This window comes from Verrucosispora sioxanthis (assembly GCF_010560025.1).
Classification (GTDB): Bacteria; Actinomycetota; Actinomycetes; order Mycobacteriales; family Micromonosporaceae; genus Micromonospora; species Micromonospora palythoicola.
This window is the reverse complement of the sequence record NZ_SAIY01000002.1, coordinates 298396-316506: the sequence shown is the minus strand read 5'-3', so window position 1 is coordinate 316506 and position 18111 is coordinate 298396. Positions and strand designations below refer to the sequence as shown.

Below are 18111 nucleotides of genomic sequence, written 5' to 3'. Positions count from 1 at the left end.
CCGCCGGGCGGGTCAGCCGCCCCGGTCGCCTCGCCGCCGGTCGGCAGCGTGCTGGCGCGCCGCCGCCGCGACCATGCCGCCACCAGCCCGGCGGCGAGCACCAGCAGCACCGACACGGCGATCAGCGGCACCGCCGAGCGCTGTCCGGCCGCCGGCCCTCGCCGGGTGCCGCCCGGCCGGACGCAGATCCGGCGACGTCACCGGTGCGGGCGGCGACACCGCCGCGGGCAGATCGGGTGCCGTCGCGGTGATCCGGAAACTGAGCTGCATCCGTCGGTCGGCACCGTGGCGCGGATCGAGCCGACCGATCACCGCTCCGGACAGCGGCGCGCTCCGCAGCGCCTGCGCCGTCGCCGTCACCGGCAATCTCACCTCCTCGGTCCGCCCCGGCCGCACCGTGCCCAACTCGCAGCGGGTACGCGTGGCCGCCACGGCGACACAACCGGCGGGTGGCGTCGCCACCGTGACCCCGGCGGGCAGCAGCACGTCGACCCGGCCCTCGGCGTCGGCCCGGCCGGTGTTGCCCAGCCGCACGAGAAACTCCGTGCCGGCGCCCTCGGCGTCGAAGCTGACCTCCCCGGCCGACATGGTGATCCCGGGTACCGGCGGGCCGGGCGGAAAGAGCACGGCGAAGCCCTCGTCGTCACTCGCGGTACCGGCCGAGCCGGTGGCCGTCACCCGGACCGAGCCGGCCAGCGGCACGTTGCGCCAGGCGTCGCCGTCGACCCGGATCCGCAACCGGGTGCTGAACTGCGCGCCCGGCGCCGTGGTCCACTGCCCGCAGCGGTAGTCCCTGTTCCCGGCGGCGGCGCAGCCGCTCGTGCCGGCGTCGGTGAGACCGGCCGGCAGGGTGTAGCTGAGTCGGACCCCGGCGCTCGCGGTGCCGGTGTTGGCCACTGTCACGTTCAGGATGACCACCGTGCTGGCCGAGTTCCAGTAACCGGCCGGCAGGGTGACATCGCCGGTGCTGACCTTCACGCCGGCCGTGGCGGGCGGTGCGAGGGTGGCAGCGGGAGGTCGGGACGGCGGGGAGTACGTGGGCCGGGACGGTGCCACCGTGACAGCCGGTGGACCGCTGCTCGGGACCGGTCCGCCGGTGGTGGTGCCCGGTGTGGGCGTTGTCGGGGGCGCGGCGGGCCCACTCGTCTCGACCGGCGGCTCCACCGTGGGTGGCGGTGACGTGGGTGCCGGCTCGTCGGTCGGCTCGGCCGGCGGGCTGTACGGCCCCGGTTCGGTGGCCCGACCCGCTGCCGGACCGGCCGCCACCGCCCCCGGTGCCACGGCGGCCCCGCCGGCCACCAGCAGACCGAGGGCGCAGGCCGAGGCGAAGGTACGACGCCAGGCGCGCCGTCCGGGCAGCCGTCGCATTGGTCCTCCGGTGCTGGTGGTGGTCCCATGGTGGTCGGAAGTTGCCCTGGGACACTAGTCCCAGAAGAAAGAAGTTCGCGACGCGGCCGGGGCCGGCCGCGGGACGGTAGGCTGACCGACCGTGACCGGTTACCTGGGCTCGTACGCGACGCTCGGGCTGCTGCTGCTCGCCGGCGTGCTCTTCCTCGTCGTCGCGTTCACCGCCAACCGGGTGCTCCGCCCGGCCCGCCCGGCCGACCCGCCCGGCAAGCGCGCCAGCTACGAGTGCGGCCTCGACCCGGTGGGTGGCGACTGGGCGCAGATGCAGATCCGCTACTACGTCTACGCGTACCTCTACGTGCTGTTCGCGGTCGAGGCGGTGTTCCTCTTCCCCTGGGCGGTGATCTTCGACCGGCCCGGATTCGGGCTGGTCACCGTGGTGGAAATGGCGATCTTCGTGGGTGTCCTGGCGCTCGGCCTGCTGTACGCATGGCGGCGCAACATCCTCCGCTGGACCTGACCGGCGCTCGACCGGTCACCGCTCAGGCGAGGCCGCGACGGCTGAGCGTGGGTGGGCGATCTCCCCGGACGGCCGCGACCATGTCCAGCAGCCGACGGGTGGGGCGGACCTGATGGGCGCGGAAGACCCGGGCGCCCAACCACGCGGAGACCGCCGTCGCGGCGAGCGTGCCCTCCAGCCGCTCCGCGACCGGCAGGTCCAGCGTCTCACCGATGAAGTCCTTGTTCGACAGCGCGACCAGCACCGGCCAACCGGTCGCGGCCAGCTCGCCCAGCCGCCGGGTGATCTCCAGCGAGTGCCGGGTGTTCTTGCCGAAGTCGTGCGCCGGGTCGATGAGGATCCCGTCGGGGCGTACGCCCAGGGAGACCGCACGCTCGGCGAGGCCGGTGACGGTCGCGACCACGTCCGCCACCACGTCGTCGAAGGCCGCGCGGTGCGGCCTGGTGCGCGGGCTGAGTCCCCCCGCGTGTGAGCAGACCAGCCCGACCCCGGTCCGCGCCGCCACCCGGGCCAGCGCCGGATCCGCCCCCGACCAGGTGTCGTTGAGCAGGTCCGCGCCGGCCGCCACGGCCTCCACCGCGACCTCGGCGCGCCAGGTGTCGATCGAGATGACGACCTCCGGAAAGGCGGCCCGTACGGCGGCGATGGTGCCGACCGTCCGCCGGATCTCCTCGGCGACGTCGACCTCGGTACCCGGCCCGGCCTTCACCCCGCCGATGTCGACGATCTCCGCGCCCTCGTCCACCACCCGTTCCACCGCCCGCAGCGCGCTGTCGGCCGCGAAGGTGGCGCCCCGGTCGAAGAACGAGTCCGGGGTGCGGTTGACGATCGCCATCACCACCAGTTCGTCGGGACCGAACCGCCGAGTCCCGAGCCGCAGCACCCCGGCCACGCCACCTCCCACATCGCCGTACGCCGCCGGCCGATCACACCGCTGGCACGCTGACGCTATCCCGTCGTCGGTCCGGCTTCCTGTCCGGTACGCCGCGCCGGGTGGGGTCGCCCTGTTCCCCTCGGCGTGCCACGATCAGTGCATGGGTCAGCCTTTGCTCCTGCTGGTCGTGGCGGTCACCGTCGCGGCGGTCGTGTTCGGCGTCACCGTGCTGGTCACCGGTCGGGATCCCGGCCTGGCTCCGGTCGAGGCGGACGGGCGAGCGGTGCCGCTGCCCGGCGATCGTCCGCTGCGTGAGTCCGATGTCGGCGAGGTGCGCTTCGACACCGCGCTGCGTGGGTACCGGATGACCCAGGTCGACCAGGCGATGCGCCGGGCCGCCTACGACATCGGCTACAAGGCCGAGCTGATCGGTGTGCTGGAGGCGGAGGTGACGGCGTTGCGGGACGGACGGATCGCTGACGCCGACGCGCTTCGACGGGCCCGCGAGCAGTCGGCCAACCCCCCGGCCGAGGCGGGGCCCTCGCCCTGGGATCCGCCGGTGGCCGAGGGGTCGATCATCGAGCTTTCGGTGACTCCTGCGGGAGCCGGTGCCGGTGACCGCCCGGTGCCGGCGGCCACCACCGAGGCACCGACGGAGCCGGCGACCGCGGCGGAGCGACGAGCGAGCCGACGGAGCCGGCCGACGGTGCTGCCCGGCCGGCCGGCGGGCAGCCGGTGCCGGGCGTGGCCGAGGGTGCCGCGACCCCGCCGCTGCCGACCCGGACGCCGACGACAGGCCGGCGGACAGTGGGGCGTCGGGAACCGCGTCGCGCGGTTCGGTGGTCCGGTCGGAGTCGGCGTGAGTGGCTCGGACGGCGTAGACGATCTTCGCGAGGCGGCCCAACCCGGCGCGGGTGAGGTGACCGCCACGGTGATCGTCAACGCACCGGCCGAGAAGGTCTTCGCCGCCCTGCTGGCCTGGGAGCGGCAGTCCGAGTGGATCCCGTTCACCACCGTCCGGGTGGTGGAGGGTGACGGTGGTGAGGGGAGCCTGGTCGAGGCGGTCACCTCGGTCGGGCCTGCGGTGCTGCGGGACAAGATGCGGGTCGTCCGGGTGGACGCGCCGTACGAGATCGGCGTGGTGCACTGCGGCACGCTGCTGCGCGGCCCCGGGGTGCTGCGGTGCACCCCGCTGGAGAGCGGGCGCAGTCAGGTGGTCTGGCACGAGTGGTTCCACCTGCCGGGCGGACCGGCCGGCAAGGTGGCCTGGCCGGTGCTCTGGCCCGGTTCCAAGTTCAGCCTCACCCAGGCGCTGCGACGCTTCGCCCGCCAGGTCGAGCAGGGCCGCCTGCCCTGAGCGGTTCCGCGACGTCGTCGAGGGCGCGGCAGGTCAGCGGCGCAGCACCGCGAACACGTCGTTGACCAGGTCCTCGGCGCTGGCGTGTCCCTTTCCGTCGCGCGCGAGGTGCCCGGTCATGGCCAGGTGGGCGGCACCATGTGCGACGGCACGGGCCAGGGCGGCGAGCCGTTCCGGGTCACCGCCGGACAGGCTGCCGCTGGCCTGGGCTTCGGCGGTCAGCTCGACGAGCCGCCGCCAGGTGTTGCCGGCGCTGAGCTGCAGCTCGGCCGAGGCGGAGGGCACCGGCCAGCTGGTGGCCAACTCGAAGCGTTGCGGATGGCGTTGCGCCCAGCGGACGTATTCCAGCAGCACCAGGTGCAACAGCTCGATGGCGGTCGTTTCCTCTGATGGCGGTTGCGTCATGGCGCGACCCAGCCGGTCAAACTCACGGGCAGCGACTGCTTCGAGTAGCGCCTGCTTGTCGGTGAAGTGCTTGTACGGCGCGTTGTGCGACACCCCGGCGCGGCGTCCGACCTCCCGCAGGGTGACGTGCTCGGGCCCACCCTCGTCGAGGAGGGCGGTCGCTGCGGCGACGAGGTCGTCCCGGGTGCTCATCGTTCGATGCTAAGACTTGGTTGACGATGTCAACCGGGTGGCGTACGTTGGTTGACAACGTCAACCAGGGAGCGACTCACACCATGAAGACCGTGGTCATCACCGGGGCAACCGCTGGCCTCGGCCTGCACACCGCAGCGCACCTCGCGGGGCGCGGCTGGCACGTCGTCCTCGGGCACCGCGACGAAATGCGCGGCCAGTCGGCGGCCCGACGTCTTCGGCAACGCGTACCGCAGGCGAGTGTCGAACCTCTCCACATCGACTTGGCTGACCTTCGCTCCGTCGCCAGGGCAGCCGAACGGCTGCGACAGGCCGGCCAACGACCGCCGCTGCACGCCATCGTCGGCAACGCCGGCATTCAGGTCATCGACGGTGTGCGGCGTTCCGTCGACGGTTACGAACTCACCTTCGCCACCAATCATCTTGGTCATCACCTGCTCGTCACCGCGCTTGTCGACGATCTTGTCGACGGTGGTCGGATCGTGCTTGTCAGCAGTGGCACCCACTGGCCGAAAAAGTCAATGGGCTTCCCCGCTCCCCGGTGGGCTGCGCCAGCCGAGCTCGCCGATCCCCAGGAGGCTGATCCCGCGCCGACCGCCGGTCGCGTCCGCTACGCCACGTCCAAACTGGCGAACATCTACTTCGTGCACGAGCTCGCCCGCCGCTTGGCGGGACGACCGATCATGGTGAACGCGTACGATCCGGGGCTCATGCCGGACACGGCGCTGTCCCGCGACTACCCGGTAACGGTCCGCAGGCTCTACCGTCTCGCGGCACCTGTGATCGCCGCGCTGGTCCCGGGCGCGCGCAGTTCCCGGTCTGCGGCCAGACACCTTGGCGTTCTGGTCGACGACCCCCGCTTCGCCAGCACCACCGGCGCGTACCTAGAAGGCCCGAAGGTAGGGGACTCCTCGCCCGAATCCCACGACGTGGCCAGGGAGCGGGAGCTGTGGTCGGCCAGTGAGCACCTGGTCGGCGAAGCGTTGGCGCGACGCTGATCGGAGCACCCGCGCCGGGCGGTCTCGGCACGACCACCGGCCCGGCGACGGGGACCACCCGGCTAGGCTGGTGCCGTGACGGGACTGGTTATCGGTGCCGACGGGCTCGCCCGGTGCGGATGGGGTGCCAGCACTCCCGACTACGCGGTCTACCACGACACCGAGTGGGGACGACCGCTGCACGGTGACGACGCCCTCTACGAGCGGATGACGCTTGAGGCGTTCCAGTCCGGGTTGTCCTGGCTGACCATCCTGCGCAAACGGCCAGCCTTCCGGGCGGCCTTCGGCGGGTTCCGGATCGACACGGTGGCCGACTACGGCGAGGCCGACGTGAACCGGCTGCTCGCCGACGCCGGCATCGTCCGCAACCGGGCCAAGATCGAAGCTGCGATCGCGAACGCCCGTGCCGCCCAGGAGCTTCCGGAGGGGCTCTCCGCGCTGCTCTGGTCGTTCGCCCCGCCAGCCGGCCGGGCCCGACCTGATTCCGCGGCCGCCGTGCCCGCGCTCACCGACGCCTCCACGGCCATGGCCAAGGCACTCAAGAAACGTGGCTTCCGGTTCGTCGGCCCGACCACGGCGTACGCGCTGATGCAGGCCACCGGAATGGTCGACGACCATCTGGCGGGCTGCCACGTCGTGACCTCCACGACCGACGTGATGGGATGAGGGCATGACGACCGACACCGCACATCGGGTGAACGGGGCGAGCCAGGCGGACGGCACGGGCACCTGGGCCGTGCTCCTGCCCGCCGGACGGTACGACGCCGAGCGGCTCGTCCACCACGACACGCTTGAGCTGACCGGGCTGGACGGCGGCAGCCTGCCCCGCCCCGGTGACCAGGTCGCGGTGCTGGCCGACGAGCCGCCGCGGCTGGTGGCCGTGGGTCGGGTCGCCGGCCCGGCCGCCGGGCGTCCGGAGGATCCGGACGACCCGCAGTCCGACCGGGTGCCCGACACACTCGTCATCGCGTACACCCGGCGGGCCTTCGACGAGCCGGTGCCGGCCGACGCGCTGCTCCTCGGCGGGCCGGTCACCCCACTCGACGCGGCGACGTTCCGCGAGCTGGTCGACCGGCTCGGTCCGGCACCACAGCGCCGCACCTGGCTGGTCAGCCTGGACCTGCCGATCGAGGCCGACTCGCCGGCGGAGGCGGTCCGGCTGTTCTGGGCGTACGTGCAGGAACTCGGCCCCCGGGAGTTGCCGGCCTTCGTCTCTCCCTCGGGCGACGAGTTGGCCATGCAGGCGTTCGTGCTCGGCGCGGAGGCCAATCAGGACCCGGAAGAGGACGACTGACCGACCGGGTCCGCCCGGGCCGGTCCCTGATCGGCCGGCGACCGCTCAACGGCCCTCGAACGCCGGCTTCTGCTTGTTGACGAAGGCCATGGTGGCTGCCCGGTGGTCCGCGGTCGCGCCGCAGATCGCCTGCGCCTGCGCCTCGGCGGCCAGCGCGTCGGCCAGGGTGCCGGCGTCGGCGACGGAGAGCTGACGCTTGATCGCCCCGTACGCCACGGTCGGCCCGGCGGCGAGACGGGCGGCGAGTTCCTGCGCGGTGGGCAGGACCTGCTCGTCGTCGTCGGTCATCCGGTTGAGCAGCCCCAGCCGGCAGGCCTCCTCGGCGCGTACCGGCTCGGCCAGCATCAGCAGCTCGACGGCCTTGGCGTGGCCGACGAGCCGAGGCAGGGTCCACGAGGCGCCGGTGTCGGCGGCCAGCCCGACCTTGGCGAACGCCATCAGGAAGCTGGTGGACGGACCACCGATGCGGATGTCGGCCAGGAAGGCGAGGGAGGCCCCGGCCCCGGCGGCCATGCCCCGGACGGCGGCCACCACCGGCTTCGGCAGGCTCGCCAGCCGGGCGGCGATCGGGTTGTAGTGCGCCCGGACGGTGTCCAGCGGGTTGTCGTCGCCCGCCTGGAGGGTGTCGACGTGCTCGCGCAGATCCTGTCCGGCGCAGAACGACCCGCCCGCCCCGGCCAGCACCACCGCCCGGCAACCACGGTCGGACTCCAACTCGGCGAGGGTGTCCCGCAGGGCCTCCTTGAGCGCCACGTCGAGCGAGTTCATCGCCGTCGGGCGGTTCAGGGTGAGGGTGACGACGGCGTCGGTGCGGTCGACGAGCAGCGGCTCGGTCACGTCTGGCGACCCTTCTGTCGGGCTAACCGGTGTCCACCGTCGAGGCACTGCTCGACGTACCGGTCGGCGGCCGGTCGGAGCCGAGCCGCGTGGCGGTCGAAGAAGCTGGCCGCGGCGATGCCGGGCCAGCGCTCGGGCAGCAGCGCCGGTGGCAGCTGCGGATCCCGGAACAGGAAGGTACGCCATGCGTGCACCAGCCGGAACCGGGCCGCGTACGCCTCCTCGTCGCCGCTGCGGGCGGTGACGCCGGTCAGCAGCGTCCGCTGCTCGGTGACGAACTCCTCGTACGCCCGGCCGATCTCGGCCAGGTCCCAGGCCCGGCGGACCAGCCCCATCGCGCCCGGCGTGCCGGCGGCGTGCGCCGCACTGAACCGCTCGAAGCGTACGCCCGCCTCGCTGAGCAGCAGGTCGACGTCCTCGGCTGGACGGGTGGCCACCCAGGTCTGCTCGTCCAACGTGCCGTAGCCGAGGTACCGCAGGTTGGCGGCGAGGCGCTGACGGTCCCGGCGTGCGCTCGGTGCGTCCAGCACCAGCAGGTCGAAGCGCCCGTCCCAGGTGACCCGACCGGTGCGGTAGATCCGGGAGGCGGCCTCGTCGAGTCGGCGGGCCGCCTTCGGTGTGATCGAATATCCCGGTCCGGAGGCCAGCCTGGTCGGTTCGAGCCAGCCCTGGCGCACCATTCGGGAGACCGCCGTCCGTACGGCAGGTGGCGCGATCCCGAGCGGCGCCAGCAGCTTGACCAGCGCGGCAACGGGTGCGCGACCACCTCGGGGCCGGAGGTGGTCGCCGTACAGGTCGAAGAGTGCCGACCGTGCCTGCATGACCGCACATTGTGACAGGCCATCTAAGGATAAGCTAGATGCTGTTACATCAATGCTGCTTCGGTTTGGGTCCGGCGGTGTTCATCAGGGAAAATCGTCGGTCGACACCCACGTGCAAGTTGCGGGTGGTCATGGCGAAGTGGCTGTGGGGCAACCCACCGACCCTGGTGTAGGTCTGAGGGGAGACAACATGGCGGCGATGAAGCCGCGGACGGGCGACGGTCCGCTGGAAGTCACCAAGGAGGGCCGGGGCATCGTCATGCGGGTCCCGCTGGAGGGCGGTGGCCGGCTCGTCGTCGAGATGACTCCCGACGAGGCGACTGCTCTCGGCGACGCGCTGAAGGCGGCCGCCGGCTGAGTGTGGCCGGTGCGTCGGCGACGCTCGTCGCCGCGGACAGTTCGTCTGGTTCCTGGCTCTGAGCCACCGGTCCCACCGGTGGCTCAGAGCCGTCACACCTTCGCGCGGGCCGACCCACCGCGCGTCCGTCTCCAGGAGGTACGGCTCCGCGTGCTCGCCATCCGTCTGACCGCCGAGCCGGAACGGCTCGACACCCTGGTCCTGCCCGTGCGGCCCGGCGCCGCCGACGACGCCCCGGCCGAGTCGGTGCCGACCGCAGTGGCCCCACCCGACAGGATCGCCGACGGAGTGGCCGCGTTGATCCCGGCGGCGCGGTTCCGGAACCAGGCCGGTGACATTACCACCAGCTGCGGCCCGGGGGCGGTCCCAGGCGGCTGCTGCTGCTGGGGATCGGCGCGGCCAACGGGGCGGCCTGGCGGGCGACAGCGCGGCGCTGGCCCGTGCCAGCAAAGATGAGACTCATGTCACACTCGCGCTGCCGAGCGGGGTGGCACCCGAGGCGGTGCGCGGCCTGGCCGAAGGGCTGCTGCTGGCGTCGTACCGGTTCCGGCTGGGTGCGGACACCGACGCGCCCGCGCTTTCCGACGTCGACCTGGCGGTCACCGACCCCGAGGCGTACGAGCAGGCCGTCGAGGTGGCGCGGACCACCGCCCGGATGACCCGACTGGCCCGGGACCTCACCAACATGCCCTCCTCGGTGAAGAACCCGCAGTGGTTCGCCGAGCAGGTCACCGAGGCCGCGGCCGACCTGCCCGGGCTCACGCTGCGGGTCCGCGAGCCGGCGCAACTGGCCGCCGAGGGCTTCGGCGGCATCCTCGCCGTCGGTGGCGGATCGGCCAGCGGCCCGCGCCTGGTCGAGCTGGACTGGCATCCCGCGGAGGCCCGGACCCATGTGGTCCTGGTGGGCAAGGGCATCACCTTCGACACCGGCGGCATCTCCATCAAGCCGGTGCCGGCGATGAAGCTGATGCGCAAGGACATGGCCGGTGCCGCCGCCGTCGTGGCGGCCACCCTCGGTGCCGCCACCCTGGGCCTGCCGGTCCGGGTGACCACGCTCGCGCCGCTGGCCGAGAACATGGTCAGCGGGGCCGCGTTCCGGCCCGGCGACGTCGTGCGGCACTACGGCGGGATGACCAGCGAGACGACGAACTCCGATGCCGAGGGACGGCTGGTGCTCGCCGACGCGCTGGCGTACGCCGTCCAGGAACTCAAGCCCGACCTGCTCGTCGACCTGGCCACCCTGACCGGCGCCAACGCGGTGGCGCTGGGCACCCGCACCGGCGCCCTCTACAGCGACAACGACCAGCTCGCCGAGGACCTGCTGGCGGCCATCAGGTCGGCCGGTGAGTCGGCCTGGCGGATGCCGCTGCCCGCCGACTACGTCGAGCACCTCGGCAGCGACCTGGCCGACCTGCACAGCGCGCCGACGCAGGGCGGCGGCTCCGTGCTGGCCGCGCTCTACCTGCGGGAGTTCACCGGCGACCTGGCCGACCGTTGGCTGCACATCGACATGTCCGCACCCTCCTGGTGCGAACGCAACGACGCGGAGCTGACCCGGGGCGCGACCGGCTGGGGCGTACGCGGGCTGCTGCGCTGGCTGGCGGCGCTGGACCTTGCGGTGTGCGGGGGCGCGGCCGGCTCACCCGCAGCCGGCCGCTCGGTACCGCTGCCGGCCCGCCAGCGCGACCGGTGCCTCGGCTCAGCAGCGCACCGCGGCCAGCAGCCCGTGGCCGACCGGCAGCAGCGCCGGAATCCAGTGCTCCGACTCGCGGATGGCGCTTCACCGTCTCGCGCACCATCACCGTCTCCATCCCGGGCGGCCAGGTCGCCGGATCCGGCCGCCGGCCAGCGCGCCGTTGAGCACCAGCGCCGCGGCGCAGCAGGGCGCAACGCGGCGTCCCCGCAGGCGGTGAAGCCGGTCACCTCGGCGTCGACGAAGACCAGGTCGTACGCGCCGTCGGCGAGCCGGGGCAGGACGTCCAGCGCCCGGCCGGTGATGATCCGGGTGCGGCCGGAGACCAAGCCGGCCTCGGCGAAGATGCGCCGGGCGATCCGCTGATGCTCCACCTCGACGTCGATGGTGGTGACACCCCCGTCGGCCCGCATCCCGCATACCAGCCACACCCCGCTGACGCCGGTGCCGGTGCAGCCTCGACCACCGCGCGGGCGTTGCCGGCGGCGGCGAGCAGGCGCAACGCGGCACCCGCGCCTGCGGTGACCGCGTCCAGGCCGACCTCGCGGGCGAGGCTGCGGGCGGTCCGCAGGACGAGGTCCTCGGTGACGTACGACTCGGCGAACTGCAGGGCCGGGTTCGTCGAACTGCCGGAACCGGCGACCGTGGCGATGGGGCACCTCCGGGCGACGAGCATGATGCGCAGGGCGGTTGGGCACTGTGACTCTAAAGGCGGCCAGCTCTGAGCGCAGCGGCGCATCCACCCGCGGTGACAACCGCTGACCCGGCGCGGCGCATCCGTGCAATCCTGGAAGCGGTGTCCCGTAGCCCGCGCCGGACCGCGGACGCGTGGACACCGGGGGACGGGAGTGGGAGGCACCGAGTGACCGACGGCTGGGACTGGCGCCAGCCCGGCGTAGGCGGAGCACCGGCCGGGCATCCGACGGCCGGACATCCGCCGGCCGGTGGACCGGCGACACCGCAGGACAGCGGCCATGCCGGGTCGCCGTGGTGGTCCGACGCGCTCGCCGATCCGTGGCGGGACCCGCACGCACCGGCGGCGGTGGTGCTGCCCGCGGCACCGGTCGTCGGCAGCGAACCGGAACCGGTCGTCGATCCCGACGCGGCTGGCCGGCCGAGACTCCAGCAACTGCTGCTCATCCCGCTGGTGACCGCCCTGCTCGCCGGCGCGCTCGGTGGTGCCCTGGGCTACGCCTTCGCGATCCGTGGCGGCGCCGGTGCGACGGTGCTGGGCGCGGTCCCCGGTGCGGCGCCCACGCTCGCCCAACGCCCGCCGGAATCGCTGGCCGGCGTCGCCGAGCGGGTGCTGCCCAGCGTGGTCACCGTCCGGGTCGCCGGCCTGGGTGGCACCAGCGAGGGCTCAGGCTTCATCGCCAGTGCCGACGGGCATGTGATCACGAACGACCACGTGGTGGCCGGCGGCACCGGGAAGGCGTCGGTCATCTTCAACGACGGCAGCTCGGCGTCCGCGACGGTGGTGGGACAGGACGCGGAGTCCGACATCGCGGTGATCAAGGTCTCCCGCACCGGGCTGCGCCCGGTCGAGTTCGGCGACTCCGACGCCCTGGCCGTCGGCGACCCGGTGCTGGCGATGGGCTCCCCGCTGTCGTTGGCGAACACGGTCACCGCGGGCATCGTCAGCGCCCTGGACCGGACGATGCACGCCGGTGAGCCGGGCGGACCGACGCGCTACTACGCCGCGATCCAGACGGACGCCGCGGTCAACCACGGCAACTCGGGCGGCCCGCTGGTCGATGCGGCGGGACGGGTCATCGGCGTCAACTCCACGATCAAGTCGCTGGTCGCCGAGGGTCAGGAGGCCGGCAACATCGGCCTTGCCTTCGCGATCCCGATCAACCAGGCGAAAAGGATCACCCAGGACATCATCGGCACCGGTAAGGCCCGCCGTACGGTGATCGGCGCCCAGGTGGGCGGGCCCGGCTCGGGCACCAACGGTGCCGGCGTACGTCTCGCGACGGTCGAGCCGTCCGGCCCGGCCGCCGGTGCGGGACTGCGCGCCGGTGACGTGATCCTGAAGCTCAACGGTCGTCCGATGACCGAGCCGACCGACCTCATCGCCCTGGTCCGCAAGTACGCGCCCGGCTCGGTGGTGACCGTCGAGTACCGCCGGGGTTCGACCCGACAGAACGCCTCGGTCACCCTCGCCGCGGACGCGAAGTGACCCCTCACCCTCTTCTGGCAGCGGCACCGACGTGCGTACTCTGGCTGCGGTAGCCGGGGGAAAGGGGGACCGAGGGTGTTCGAGAACCTGAACGTGTGGGAGGTCGGAGCGCTGCTGCTGCTGGCGCTGCTGATCTTCGGCGACCGGCTGCCGGCGGTGATCAGTGACGGGCTGCGGATGGTGCGCAACCTGCGCACCATGGCCCGCAGTGCCACCACCGACCTGAGCAAGGAACTGGGCACCGACATCCAGTTGGAGGACCTGCACCCCAAGGCGTTCATCCGCAAGCATCTGCTCAGCGAGGAGGACGAGCAGGCGATCCGGAAGCCGCTTCAGGGCGTCTACGACGGTCTCCGCGCCGATGTCACCGGCGTGCACGACGAACTCAAGGATGTCGCGAACGCGGCCGACCCACGCCGGCCCGGCCCGCCCCCGGCGAGCACCACCAGCCCGGTGCCGGCCCCCCGCGCGGTCAGCTACGACGACGTCACCTGACCGCCGCCGCGACAGGCGGCCTCAGCGCACGACCGGGTCCGGCCGGGCGAGGTGTGGACCGGCGCTCAGCGTCCGGTCGGCTTGAGGCCCAGCGGCTTGCCGAGCAGGGACTCGCGACGCAGCGCGAGCCGGTCGGCGACCTGACCCAGCGCCTTCGAGGCCGGAGAATCCGGCTCGGCGAGCACGATCGGGTTGCCCTCGTCGCCCGCCTCCCGGACCCGGGTGTCCAGCGGCACCTGACCCAGCAGCGGCACCGACGCGCCGATCGTCTGGGTCAGCGAATCCGCCACCGTCTGGCCGCCGCCGGCACCGAAGATCTCCATCCGGGAGCCGTCAGGCAGCTCCAGCCAGGACATGTTCTCGATCACACCGACCACCCGCTGGTGGGTCTGCAACGCGATCGCGCCCGCCCGCTCGGCGACCTCCGCCGCGGCGGCCTGAGGGGTGGTGACCACCAGGATCTCGGCGTTCGGCAGCAGTTGGGCCAGCGAGATCGCCACGTCGCCGGTGCCCGGGGGAAGGTCGAGCAGCAGGACGTCGAGGTCACCCCAGTAGACGTCGGCGAGGAACTGCTGCAACGCTCGGTGCAGCATCGGACCCCGCCAGACCACGGCGGCGTTGCCGGCGGTGAACATCCCGATCGAGATGACCTTCACCCCGTGCGCCTGCGGCGGCATGATCATGTCTTCGACCCGGGTGGGTCGGCCGTCCGCACCGAGCATCCGCGGCACCGAGTGCCCGTAGATGTCCGCGTCCACCACGCCGACGGACAGACCCCGGGCGGCCAGGGCGGCGGCCAGGTTGACCGTCACGCTGGACTTGCCGACACCGCCCTTGCCGCTGGCCACCGCGTACACCCGGGTACGGGAGCCGGGCTGGGCGAACGGGATCACCGGTTCCTCGGTAGCGCCGCCGCCGCGCAGCTTCGCCTGGAGCTCCTGGCGCTGCTCGGTGCTCATCACCCCGAACTCGATCTCGACGCCGCTGACCCCGCTCACCGCGCCCACGGCCGCGGTGATGTCCGAACGGAGCTTGTCCTTCAGCGGGCAACCGGCCACGGTCAGCAGCAACTCGACCCGGACCACGCCGTCCTCGCCGACCTCGGCGGAACGCACCATGCCGAGTTCGGTGATCGGCCGGCGGATCTCCGGGTCGTTGACGGTGGCCAGGGCGGCCAGGACGGCGTCGTTGACGGTGCTGACGGGAGCTGACATGCCCGTAATGCTACGTCGGCGGCGGGCTGTCACCGGTGCCGGTGACAGCGGTGTGAGCGAGTCGATCAGCTCTCCGGGCGGTGGGAGGCCGCCGGGTCGTGACGACCGTCACCCGGTTGGTCGCCGTCCACCTCGTCGCGGGGCTCGTCCAGCCCCTCACCACCGGCCCGGACGGCCGGGTCGTCCCGGTGCCGGCGCCCCAGCCGCTGTCGCCGCTGCGCCGCCTCGTCCAGCTCCTCGGCGAGCCGGGCCAACTCGGAGCGGACGAAGTCCCGGGTGGCCACCTCGCCGAGTGCGATCCGCAGTGCGGCGATCTCCCGGGCCAGGTACTCCGTGTCGGCCTTCTGCATGGTCGCCCGGCGTCGGTCCTCCTCCATCGCCACCCGATCGCGGTCGGCCTGACGGTTCTGTGCCAGCAGGATCAGCGGCGCCGCGTACGAGGCCTGGATGGAGAGCACCAGGGTGAGGAAGGTGAAGGTGTACGGGTCGAAGCGCATTCCCGCCGGGGCGAGAGTGTTCCAGAGGAACCATGCGCTGATCACCAGCGTCATGTAGACGATGAAGTTCGCCGTACCCATGCCACGGGCGATGCCCTCGGCCCAGCGTCCGAACGTCTCCTGGTCCACCCGGGGCAGCTTGAAGCCCCGGGGCTCCCGCGGTAGGTCGAGCCGTTCCGTGCGCCGCTGCTCAGTCATGACCACCGTCCGTCGCCGGGTCCGGAACGGCCGGGGTCGTCGCACCGTTCGGTAGGCCGCTCGACGCGCCGTCCCGGTCCCGCCAGTCCCGAGGCAGCGAGTGGTCCAGCACGTCGTCGACGGTGACGGCACCCACCAGCCGGTTGTTCCGGTCGATCACCGGCATGGCCACCAGATCGTAGGTGGCCATCCGGCGGGTGATCTCCGGCAGTGGGGTGGTCGGACGCAGCGGATCGATGTCGTTGACCACCACCCCGCCGAGCAGATCGGCCGGGGGTTCGCGGAGCAGCCGCTGGAAGTGCACCATGCCCAGGTAGCGGCCGGTGGGGGTGGCCATCGGCGCCCGGGCCACGAACACCTGCGCGGCCACCGCCGGGGAGAGCTGGGGCTCCCTGATCCGCGCGAGGGCCTCCGCCACCGTCGCGTCCGGGGGCAGGATGACCGGTTCGGAGGTCATCACGCTGCCCGCCGTGCCCGGCGTGTACTTGAGCAACTGCCGCACCGAATCGGCCTCGTCCGGCTCCATCAGGTCGAGCAGTACGTCCTGTTCCGGCGGCGGCAGCTCGCCGAGCAGATCGGCGGCGTCGTCCGGGTCCATCTCCTCCAGGATGTCGGCGGCCCGCTCGCGGTCCAGCGCGGCGAGGATCTCCACCTGGTCGTGCTCGGGCAGCTCGCTGAGCACGTCGGCGAGCCGCTGGTCGTCCAGGGCAGCCGCGACCTCGTTGCGCCGGGCGTCGGGCAGGTCCTGGAGCGCGTTGGCCAGGTCCGCCGGACGCATGTCCTCCAGCACGGCGAGCAGGTTGGCGGTGCCCCGGGTCTCCGCCACCCCGCTGAGCCCGCGTACCTGGTTCCACTCGACCTGGTGCAGGTGGCCCCGGCGAGCCAACCGGCCGGTCTGCTCGCGGACCGCCACCCGGGTCAGCGACCACTCGCCGCCACGACTGCACTCCATCGCCACGTCGACCACCGACGCGGCCCGGCCCTCCGGCGCGACCTGAACCCGGCGGTCCAGCAGTTCCTGAAGGACGAGCAACTCGTTCGGGCGCTTCTCGAACCGGCGCAGGTTCAACGTGCCACTGCCCAGCACGATGGCGTCGGCGTCGATCGAGGTGATCCGGTTGATGGAGAGGAAGATCCGCCGGCGCATCGGCATCTCGGCGACCAGACCGACGACCTCGGGCGGCCGTTGGCTCGCGCGCAGCCGGGCCACCGCGTCGCGTACCCGGCCCACCTGATCGCCGTTGGGGTCGAAGACAGCGACTCCGGAAAGTCGGGCGATGTACACCCGGGTCGGCGTGCTCACGGGCACCAGCCTAGGTGGTATGTCGACGCCCCGGCCGACGATGCTCCAGGGGCGGCACGGCCGGGCAGTGACCCGGACATACGCCGCGAGGGCCTAGTGTTTATCAACATGTCGACCTTGGCTTACGAGATCGTGGACGTCTTCACCGACCGTCCGTACGCCGGGAACCCCCTCGCGGTGGTCTTCGGCGCCGACGGGCTGGCGACCGACCAGATGCAGGCTCTGGCGCGCGAGTTCAACCTCTCGGAGACGGTCTTCGTGCTGCCCGCCACCCAGGTCGGTGCCACCTACCGGGCGCGGATCTTCACGCCGGTCGACGAACTGCCGTTCGCCGGTCACCCGAGCGTCGGCGCTGCGGTCACCGCCGCTCGCCGAGGCCTCTTTCCGATCGGGCAGGTCAACCAGGAGTGCGGTGCCGGGGTGCTGCCGATCGAGGTGAGCGAGGGTGCCGCCACCCTCACCGGCGGCAGCCCCACCCTCGGACCCGAACTGGAGCCGGAGCCGCTGCTGGAGATGACCGGGCTCGGCGCCGAGGACCACCTCGGCCCGGCGCCACGGGTCGCCGGCTGCGGCCTGGAGTTCCCGTTCCTGCCGGTACGCCCCGACGCCCTGGCCCGGGCCCGGGTGGACCCGGTGGCGGCCGGGCGGTACGGCATCGAGCATGTCAGCGTCTTCTCCTGGAACCCCGCGACCCAAACCGCGCACGCCCGGGTCTTCGTCCCCGGACTCGGCGTACCCGAGGACCCGGCGACCGGGTCGGCCGCGCTCGGTCTCGGAGTGTGGCTGGTCGCCAGCGGCCTGTTGCCCGGCGAGGGACGATCGTCGTACACCGTCCGGCAGGGCGTCGAGATGGGTCGACCGGCCTCGCTGGCCTGCACCGTGACCGCGGCCGGCGGCGCGGCGGTCGGCGCGAGCGTCGCCGGTCAGGTGATGCCGGTGGCACGCGGGGAGATCCTCGTCCCGCCGTTCGTCGGCTGACGGCCGACGCCGACCGGCCCGGATGCGAGAGGATGCCCCGGTGACCGACGAGCCCGAGAACCACCCACTGGTCGACGAGGCGATGAAGAAGGCCTCGGTGGCCTGGGTCGCGGTGGCCGGCGACGCGCCGCTGGCCCTGTGGTGCGTACCCCTGGAGGCCGCGCTGTTCGTGGTCAGCGGCCCCGGGGAGCAGTCCGCGCCGGGCCTGGCCGAGGCGGACGAGGCCCAGGTGACGCAGCGCGGTGATCACGGTGGCCGGATCGTCACCTGGCCGGCGCGGGTCAGTCGGGTGGCACCCGGCACCGAGCAGTGGGACACGCTCGCCCCGTTGGTGGCGGCCAAACGGCTCAACGCGCCCGGACCCACCACGGGCTCGTCGCCCGCTGGGCCGCCGACGGATGCGCCCTGGTGCGGCTCGCGCCGACCGGCCAGCCGGCGCACGGTGCCGAGTTGCCGTCCGGCTCGCTGGCCGAGCAGCCCCGGCCGACGCCGGCGGTGCGCGCCACCCGACGGCCGTTCCGGCTGCACCGCGTCCGGCGGCGCTGACC

At 72.9% G+C, this 18111-nt stretch carries 17 protein-coding genes and 4 pseudogenes; 12 read left to right on the top strand and 9 right to left on the bottom strand.

Features of this window, described 5'->3' with window-relative positions; translation table 11 throughout:
* Nucleotides 1-12: 12 nt before the first annotated feature.
* Nucleotides 13-1368, bottom strand: a complete 1356-nt coding sequence (locus tag ENC19_RS06635) for a hypothetical protein (RefSeq protein WP_164446247.1) — start codon at nucleotides 1366-1368, stop codon at nucleotides 13-15.
* Between the two features lie 121 nt (nucleotides 1369-1489).
* Between ENC19_RS06635 and ndhC the strand changes: the two genes are divergently transcribed.
* On the top strand, nucleotides 1490-1867 hold the full coding sequence (gene ndhC / locus ENC19_RS06630) for an NADH-quinone oxidoreductase subunit A (RefSeq protein ID WP_164446246.1): 378 nt from the start codon (nucleotides 1490-1492) through the stop codon (nucleotides 1865-1867).
* 22 nt (nucleotides 1868-1889) lie between these two features.
* Here ndhC and folP read toward each other — a convergent pair whose 3' ends face one another.
* Nucleotides 1890-2759: a dihydropteroate synthase gene (folP, locus tag ENC19_RS06625; RefSeq protein ID WP_164446245.1), complete on the bottom strand. Its 870-nt coding sequence runs from the start codon at nucleotides 2757-2759 to the stop codon at nucleotides 1890-1892.
* A gap of 142 nt (nucleotides 2760-2901) precedes the next feature.
* On the opposite strand from folP, the pseudogene ENC19_RS06620 reads away from it, so the two are divergent.
* Both ENC19_RS06620 and ENC19_RS06615 read left to right on the top strand, forming a co-directional pair.
* Nucleotides 2902-3405: pseudogene (locus ENC19_RS06620) on the top strand (DivIVA domain-containing protein); the annotation flags it as partial.
* 195 nt (nucleotides 3406-3600) lie between these two features.
* A complete protein-coding gene (locus ENC19_RS06615; RefSeq protein WP_164446752.1) occupies nucleotides 3601-4098 on the top strand; it encodes an SRPBCC family protein in 498 nt (165 codons plus the stop codon).
* Between the two features lie 33 nt (nucleotides 4099-4131).
* On the opposite strand, the gene ENC19_RS06610 is transcribed toward ENC19_RS06615, so the two are convergent.
* Nucleotides 4132-4695, bottom strand: a complete 564-nt coding sequence (locus ENC19_RS06610; RefSeq protein ID WP_164446244.1) for a TetR/AcrR family transcriptional regulator — start codon at nucleotides 4693-4695, stop codon at nucleotides 4132-4134.
* 83 nt (nucleotides 4696-4778) lie between these two features.
* Between ENC19_RS06610 and ENC19_RS06605 the strand changes: the two genes are divergently transcribed.
* The 3 genes from ENC19_RS06605 to ENC19_RS06595 all read left to right on the top strand — a co-directional run bounded on the left by ENC19_RS06605 (nucleotide 4779) and on the right by ENC19_RS06595 (nucleotide 6987).
* Nucleotides 4779-5693 carry an SDR family NAD(P)-dependent oxidoreductase gene (locus ENC19_RS06605; protein ID WP_164446243.1) on the top strand — a complete coding sequence of 305 codons (915 nt, stop codon included), beginning with the start codon at nucleotides 4779-4781 and terminating at the stop codon, nucleotides 5691-5693.
* Nucleotides 5694-5768: 75 nt separating this feature from the next.
* Nucleotides 5769-6359 (top strand): DNA-3-methyladenine glycosylase I, encoded by a 591-nt coding sequence (locus ENC19_RS06600; RefSeq protein ID WP_164446242.1) that lies wholly within the window; start codon nucleotides 5769-5771, stop codon nucleotides 6357-6359.
* Between the two features lie 4 nt (nucleotides 6360-6363).
* The gene (locus ENC19_RS06595; RefSeq protein WP_164446241.1) at nucleotides 6364-6987 is read left to right on the top strand and encodes a hypothetical protein; all 624 of its coding nucleotides are present in this window, start codon (nucleotides 6364-6366) and stop codon (nucleotides 6985-6987) included.
* 45 nt (nucleotides 6988-7032) lie between these two features.
* On the opposite strand, the gene ENC19_RS06590 is transcribed toward ENC19_RS06595, so the two are convergent.
* Both ENC19_RS06590 and ENC19_RS06585 read right to left on the bottom strand, forming a co-directional pair.
* The gene (locus ENC19_RS06590; protein WP_164446240.1) at nucleotides 7033-7824 is read right to left on the bottom strand and encodes an enoyl-CoA hydratase-related protein; all 792 of its coding nucleotides are present in this window, start codon (nucleotides 7822-7824) and stop codon (nucleotides 7033-7035) included.
* Nucleotides 7821-8645 (bottom strand): PaaX family transcriptional regulator, encoded by an 825-nt coding sequence (locus ENC19_RS06585; RefSeq protein ID WP_164446239.1) that lies wholly within the window; start codon nucleotides 8643-8645, stop codon nucleotides 7821-7823. Before ENC19_RS06585 ends, ENC19_RS06590 begins: the two co-directional genes overlap by 4 nt.
* 190 nt (nucleotides 8646-8835) lie before the next feature.
* On the opposite strand from ENC19_RS06585, the gene ENC19_RS06580 reads away from it, so the two are divergent.
* Complete coding sequence (locus tag ENC19_RS06580; RefSeq protein WP_013283866.1) at nucleotides 8836-9003, top strand: DUF3117 domain-containing protein; 168 nt, start codon at nucleotides 8836-8838, stop codon at nucleotides 9001-9003.
* A 150-nt stretch (nucleotides 9004-9153) separates the two neighbouring features.
* A pseudogene (locus tag ENC19_RS06575) lies at nucleotides 9154-10612 on the top strand (leucyl aminopeptidase family protein); the annotation flags it as partial.
* A gap of 90 nt (nucleotides 10613-10702) precedes the next feature.
* On the opposite strand, the pseudogene ENC19_RS06570 reads toward ENC19_RS06575, so the two are convergent.
* Nucleotides 10703-11372 (bottom strand): annotated as a pseudogene (locus ENC19_RS06570) (O-methyltransferase).
* A gap of 186 nt (nucleotides 11373-11558) precedes the next feature.
* Here ENC19_RS06570 and ENC19_RS06565 point away from each other — a divergent pair.
* Together ENC19_RS06565 and ENC19_RS06560 are read left to right on the top strand one after the other, a co-directional pair.
* On the top strand, nucleotides 11559-12878 hold the full coding sequence (locus ENC19_RS06565; protein WP_164446238.1) for a S1C family serine protease: 1320 nt from the start codon (nucleotides 11559-11561) through the stop codon (nucleotides 12876-12878).
* 75 nt (nucleotides 12879-12953) lie between these two features.
* Nucleotides 12954-13373, top strand: a complete 420-nt coding sequence (locus ENC19_RS06560; protein ID WP_164446237.1) for a Sec-independent protein translocase family protein — start codon at nucleotides 12954-12956, stop codon at nucleotides 13371-13373.
* A gap of 65 nt (nucleotides 13374-13438) precedes the next feature.
* On the opposite strand, the gene ENC19_RS06555 is transcribed toward ENC19_RS06560, so the two are convergent.
* The 3 genes from ENC19_RS06555 to ENC19_RS06545 all read right to left on the bottom strand — a co-directional run bounded on the left by ENC19_RS06555 (nucleotide 13439) and on the right by ENC19_RS06545 (nucleotide 16585).
* Nucleotides 13439-14587: an Mrp/NBP35 family ATP-binding protein gene (locus tag ENC19_RS06555; RefSeq protein WP_164446236.1), complete on the bottom strand. Its 1149-nt coding sequence runs from the start codon at nucleotides 14585-14587 to the stop codon at nucleotides 13439-13441.
* Between the two features lie 65 nt (nucleotides 14588-14652).
* Entirely contained in the window at nucleotides 14653-15282 is a 630-nt protein-coding gene (locus ENC19_RS06550) for a DUF1003 domain-containing protein (protein ID WP_164446235.1), read from the bottom strand.
* Nucleotides 15275-16585, bottom strand: coding sequence for a magnesium transporter MgtE N-terminal domain-containing protein (locus ENC19_RS06545; RefSeq protein WP_281602245.1), 1311 nt, complete (start codon nucleotides 16583-16585; stop codon nucleotides 15275-15277). The genes ENC19_RS06550 and ENC19_RS06545 overlap by 8 nt, the downstream gene beginning before the upstream one ends.
* Before the next feature lie 108 nt (nucleotides 16586-16693).
* Between ENC19_RS06545 and ENC19_RS06540 the strand changes: the two genes are divergently transcribed.
* Together ENC19_RS06540 and ENC19_RS06535 are read left to right on the top strand one after the other, a co-directional pair.
* Nucleotides 16694-17563 (top strand): PhzF family phenazine biosynthesis protein, encoded by an 870-nt coding sequence (locus ENC19_RS06540; protein ID WP_164446234.1) that lies wholly within the window; start codon nucleotides 16694-16696, stop codon nucleotides 17561-17563.
* 22 nt (nucleotides 17564-17585) lie between these two features.
* Nucleotides 17586-18109: pseudogene (locus tag ENC19_RS06535) on the top strand (hypothetical protein).
* The last annotated feature ends 2 nt before the right edge of the window (nucleotides 18110-18111 follow it).

Coding starts and splice junctions, on each gene's coding strand:
- ENC19_RS06635 (WP_164446247.1), bottom strand. CDS start 1,368: ATGCGACGGCTGCCCGGACGGCGCGCCTGGCGTCGTACCTTCGCCTCG.
- ENC19_RS06610 (WP_164446244.1), bottom strand. CDS start 4,695: ATGAGCACCCGGGACGACCTCGTCGCCGCAGCGACCGCCCTCCTCGAC.
- ENC19_RS06605 (WP_164446243.1), top strand. CDS start 4,779: ATGAAGACCGTGGTCATCACCGGGGCAACCGCTGGCCTCGGCCTGCAC.
- ENC19_RS06595 (WP_164446241.1), top strand. CDS start 6,364: ATGACGACCGACACCGCACATCGGGTGAACGGGGCGAGCCAGGCGGAC.
- ENC19_RS06585 (WP_164446239.1), bottom strand. CDS start 8,645: ATGCAGGCACGGTCGGCACTCTTCGACCTGTACGGCGACCACCTCCGG.
- ENC19_RS06580 (WP_013283866.1), top strand. CDS start 8,836: ATGGCGGCGATGAAGCCGCGGACGGGCGACGGTCCGCTGGAAGTCACC.
- ENC19_RS06555 (WP_164446236.1), bottom strand. CDS start 14,587: ATGTCAGCTCCCGTCAGCACCGTCAACGACGCCGTCCTGGCCGCCCTG.
- ENC19_RS06550 (WP_164446235.1), bottom strand. CDS start 15,282: ATGACTGAGCAGCGGCGCACGGAACGGCTCGACCTACCGCGGGAGCCC.
- ENC19_RS06540 (WP_164446234.1), top strand. CDS start 16,694: ATGTCGACCTTGGCTTACGAGATCGTGGACGTCTTCACCGACCGTCCG.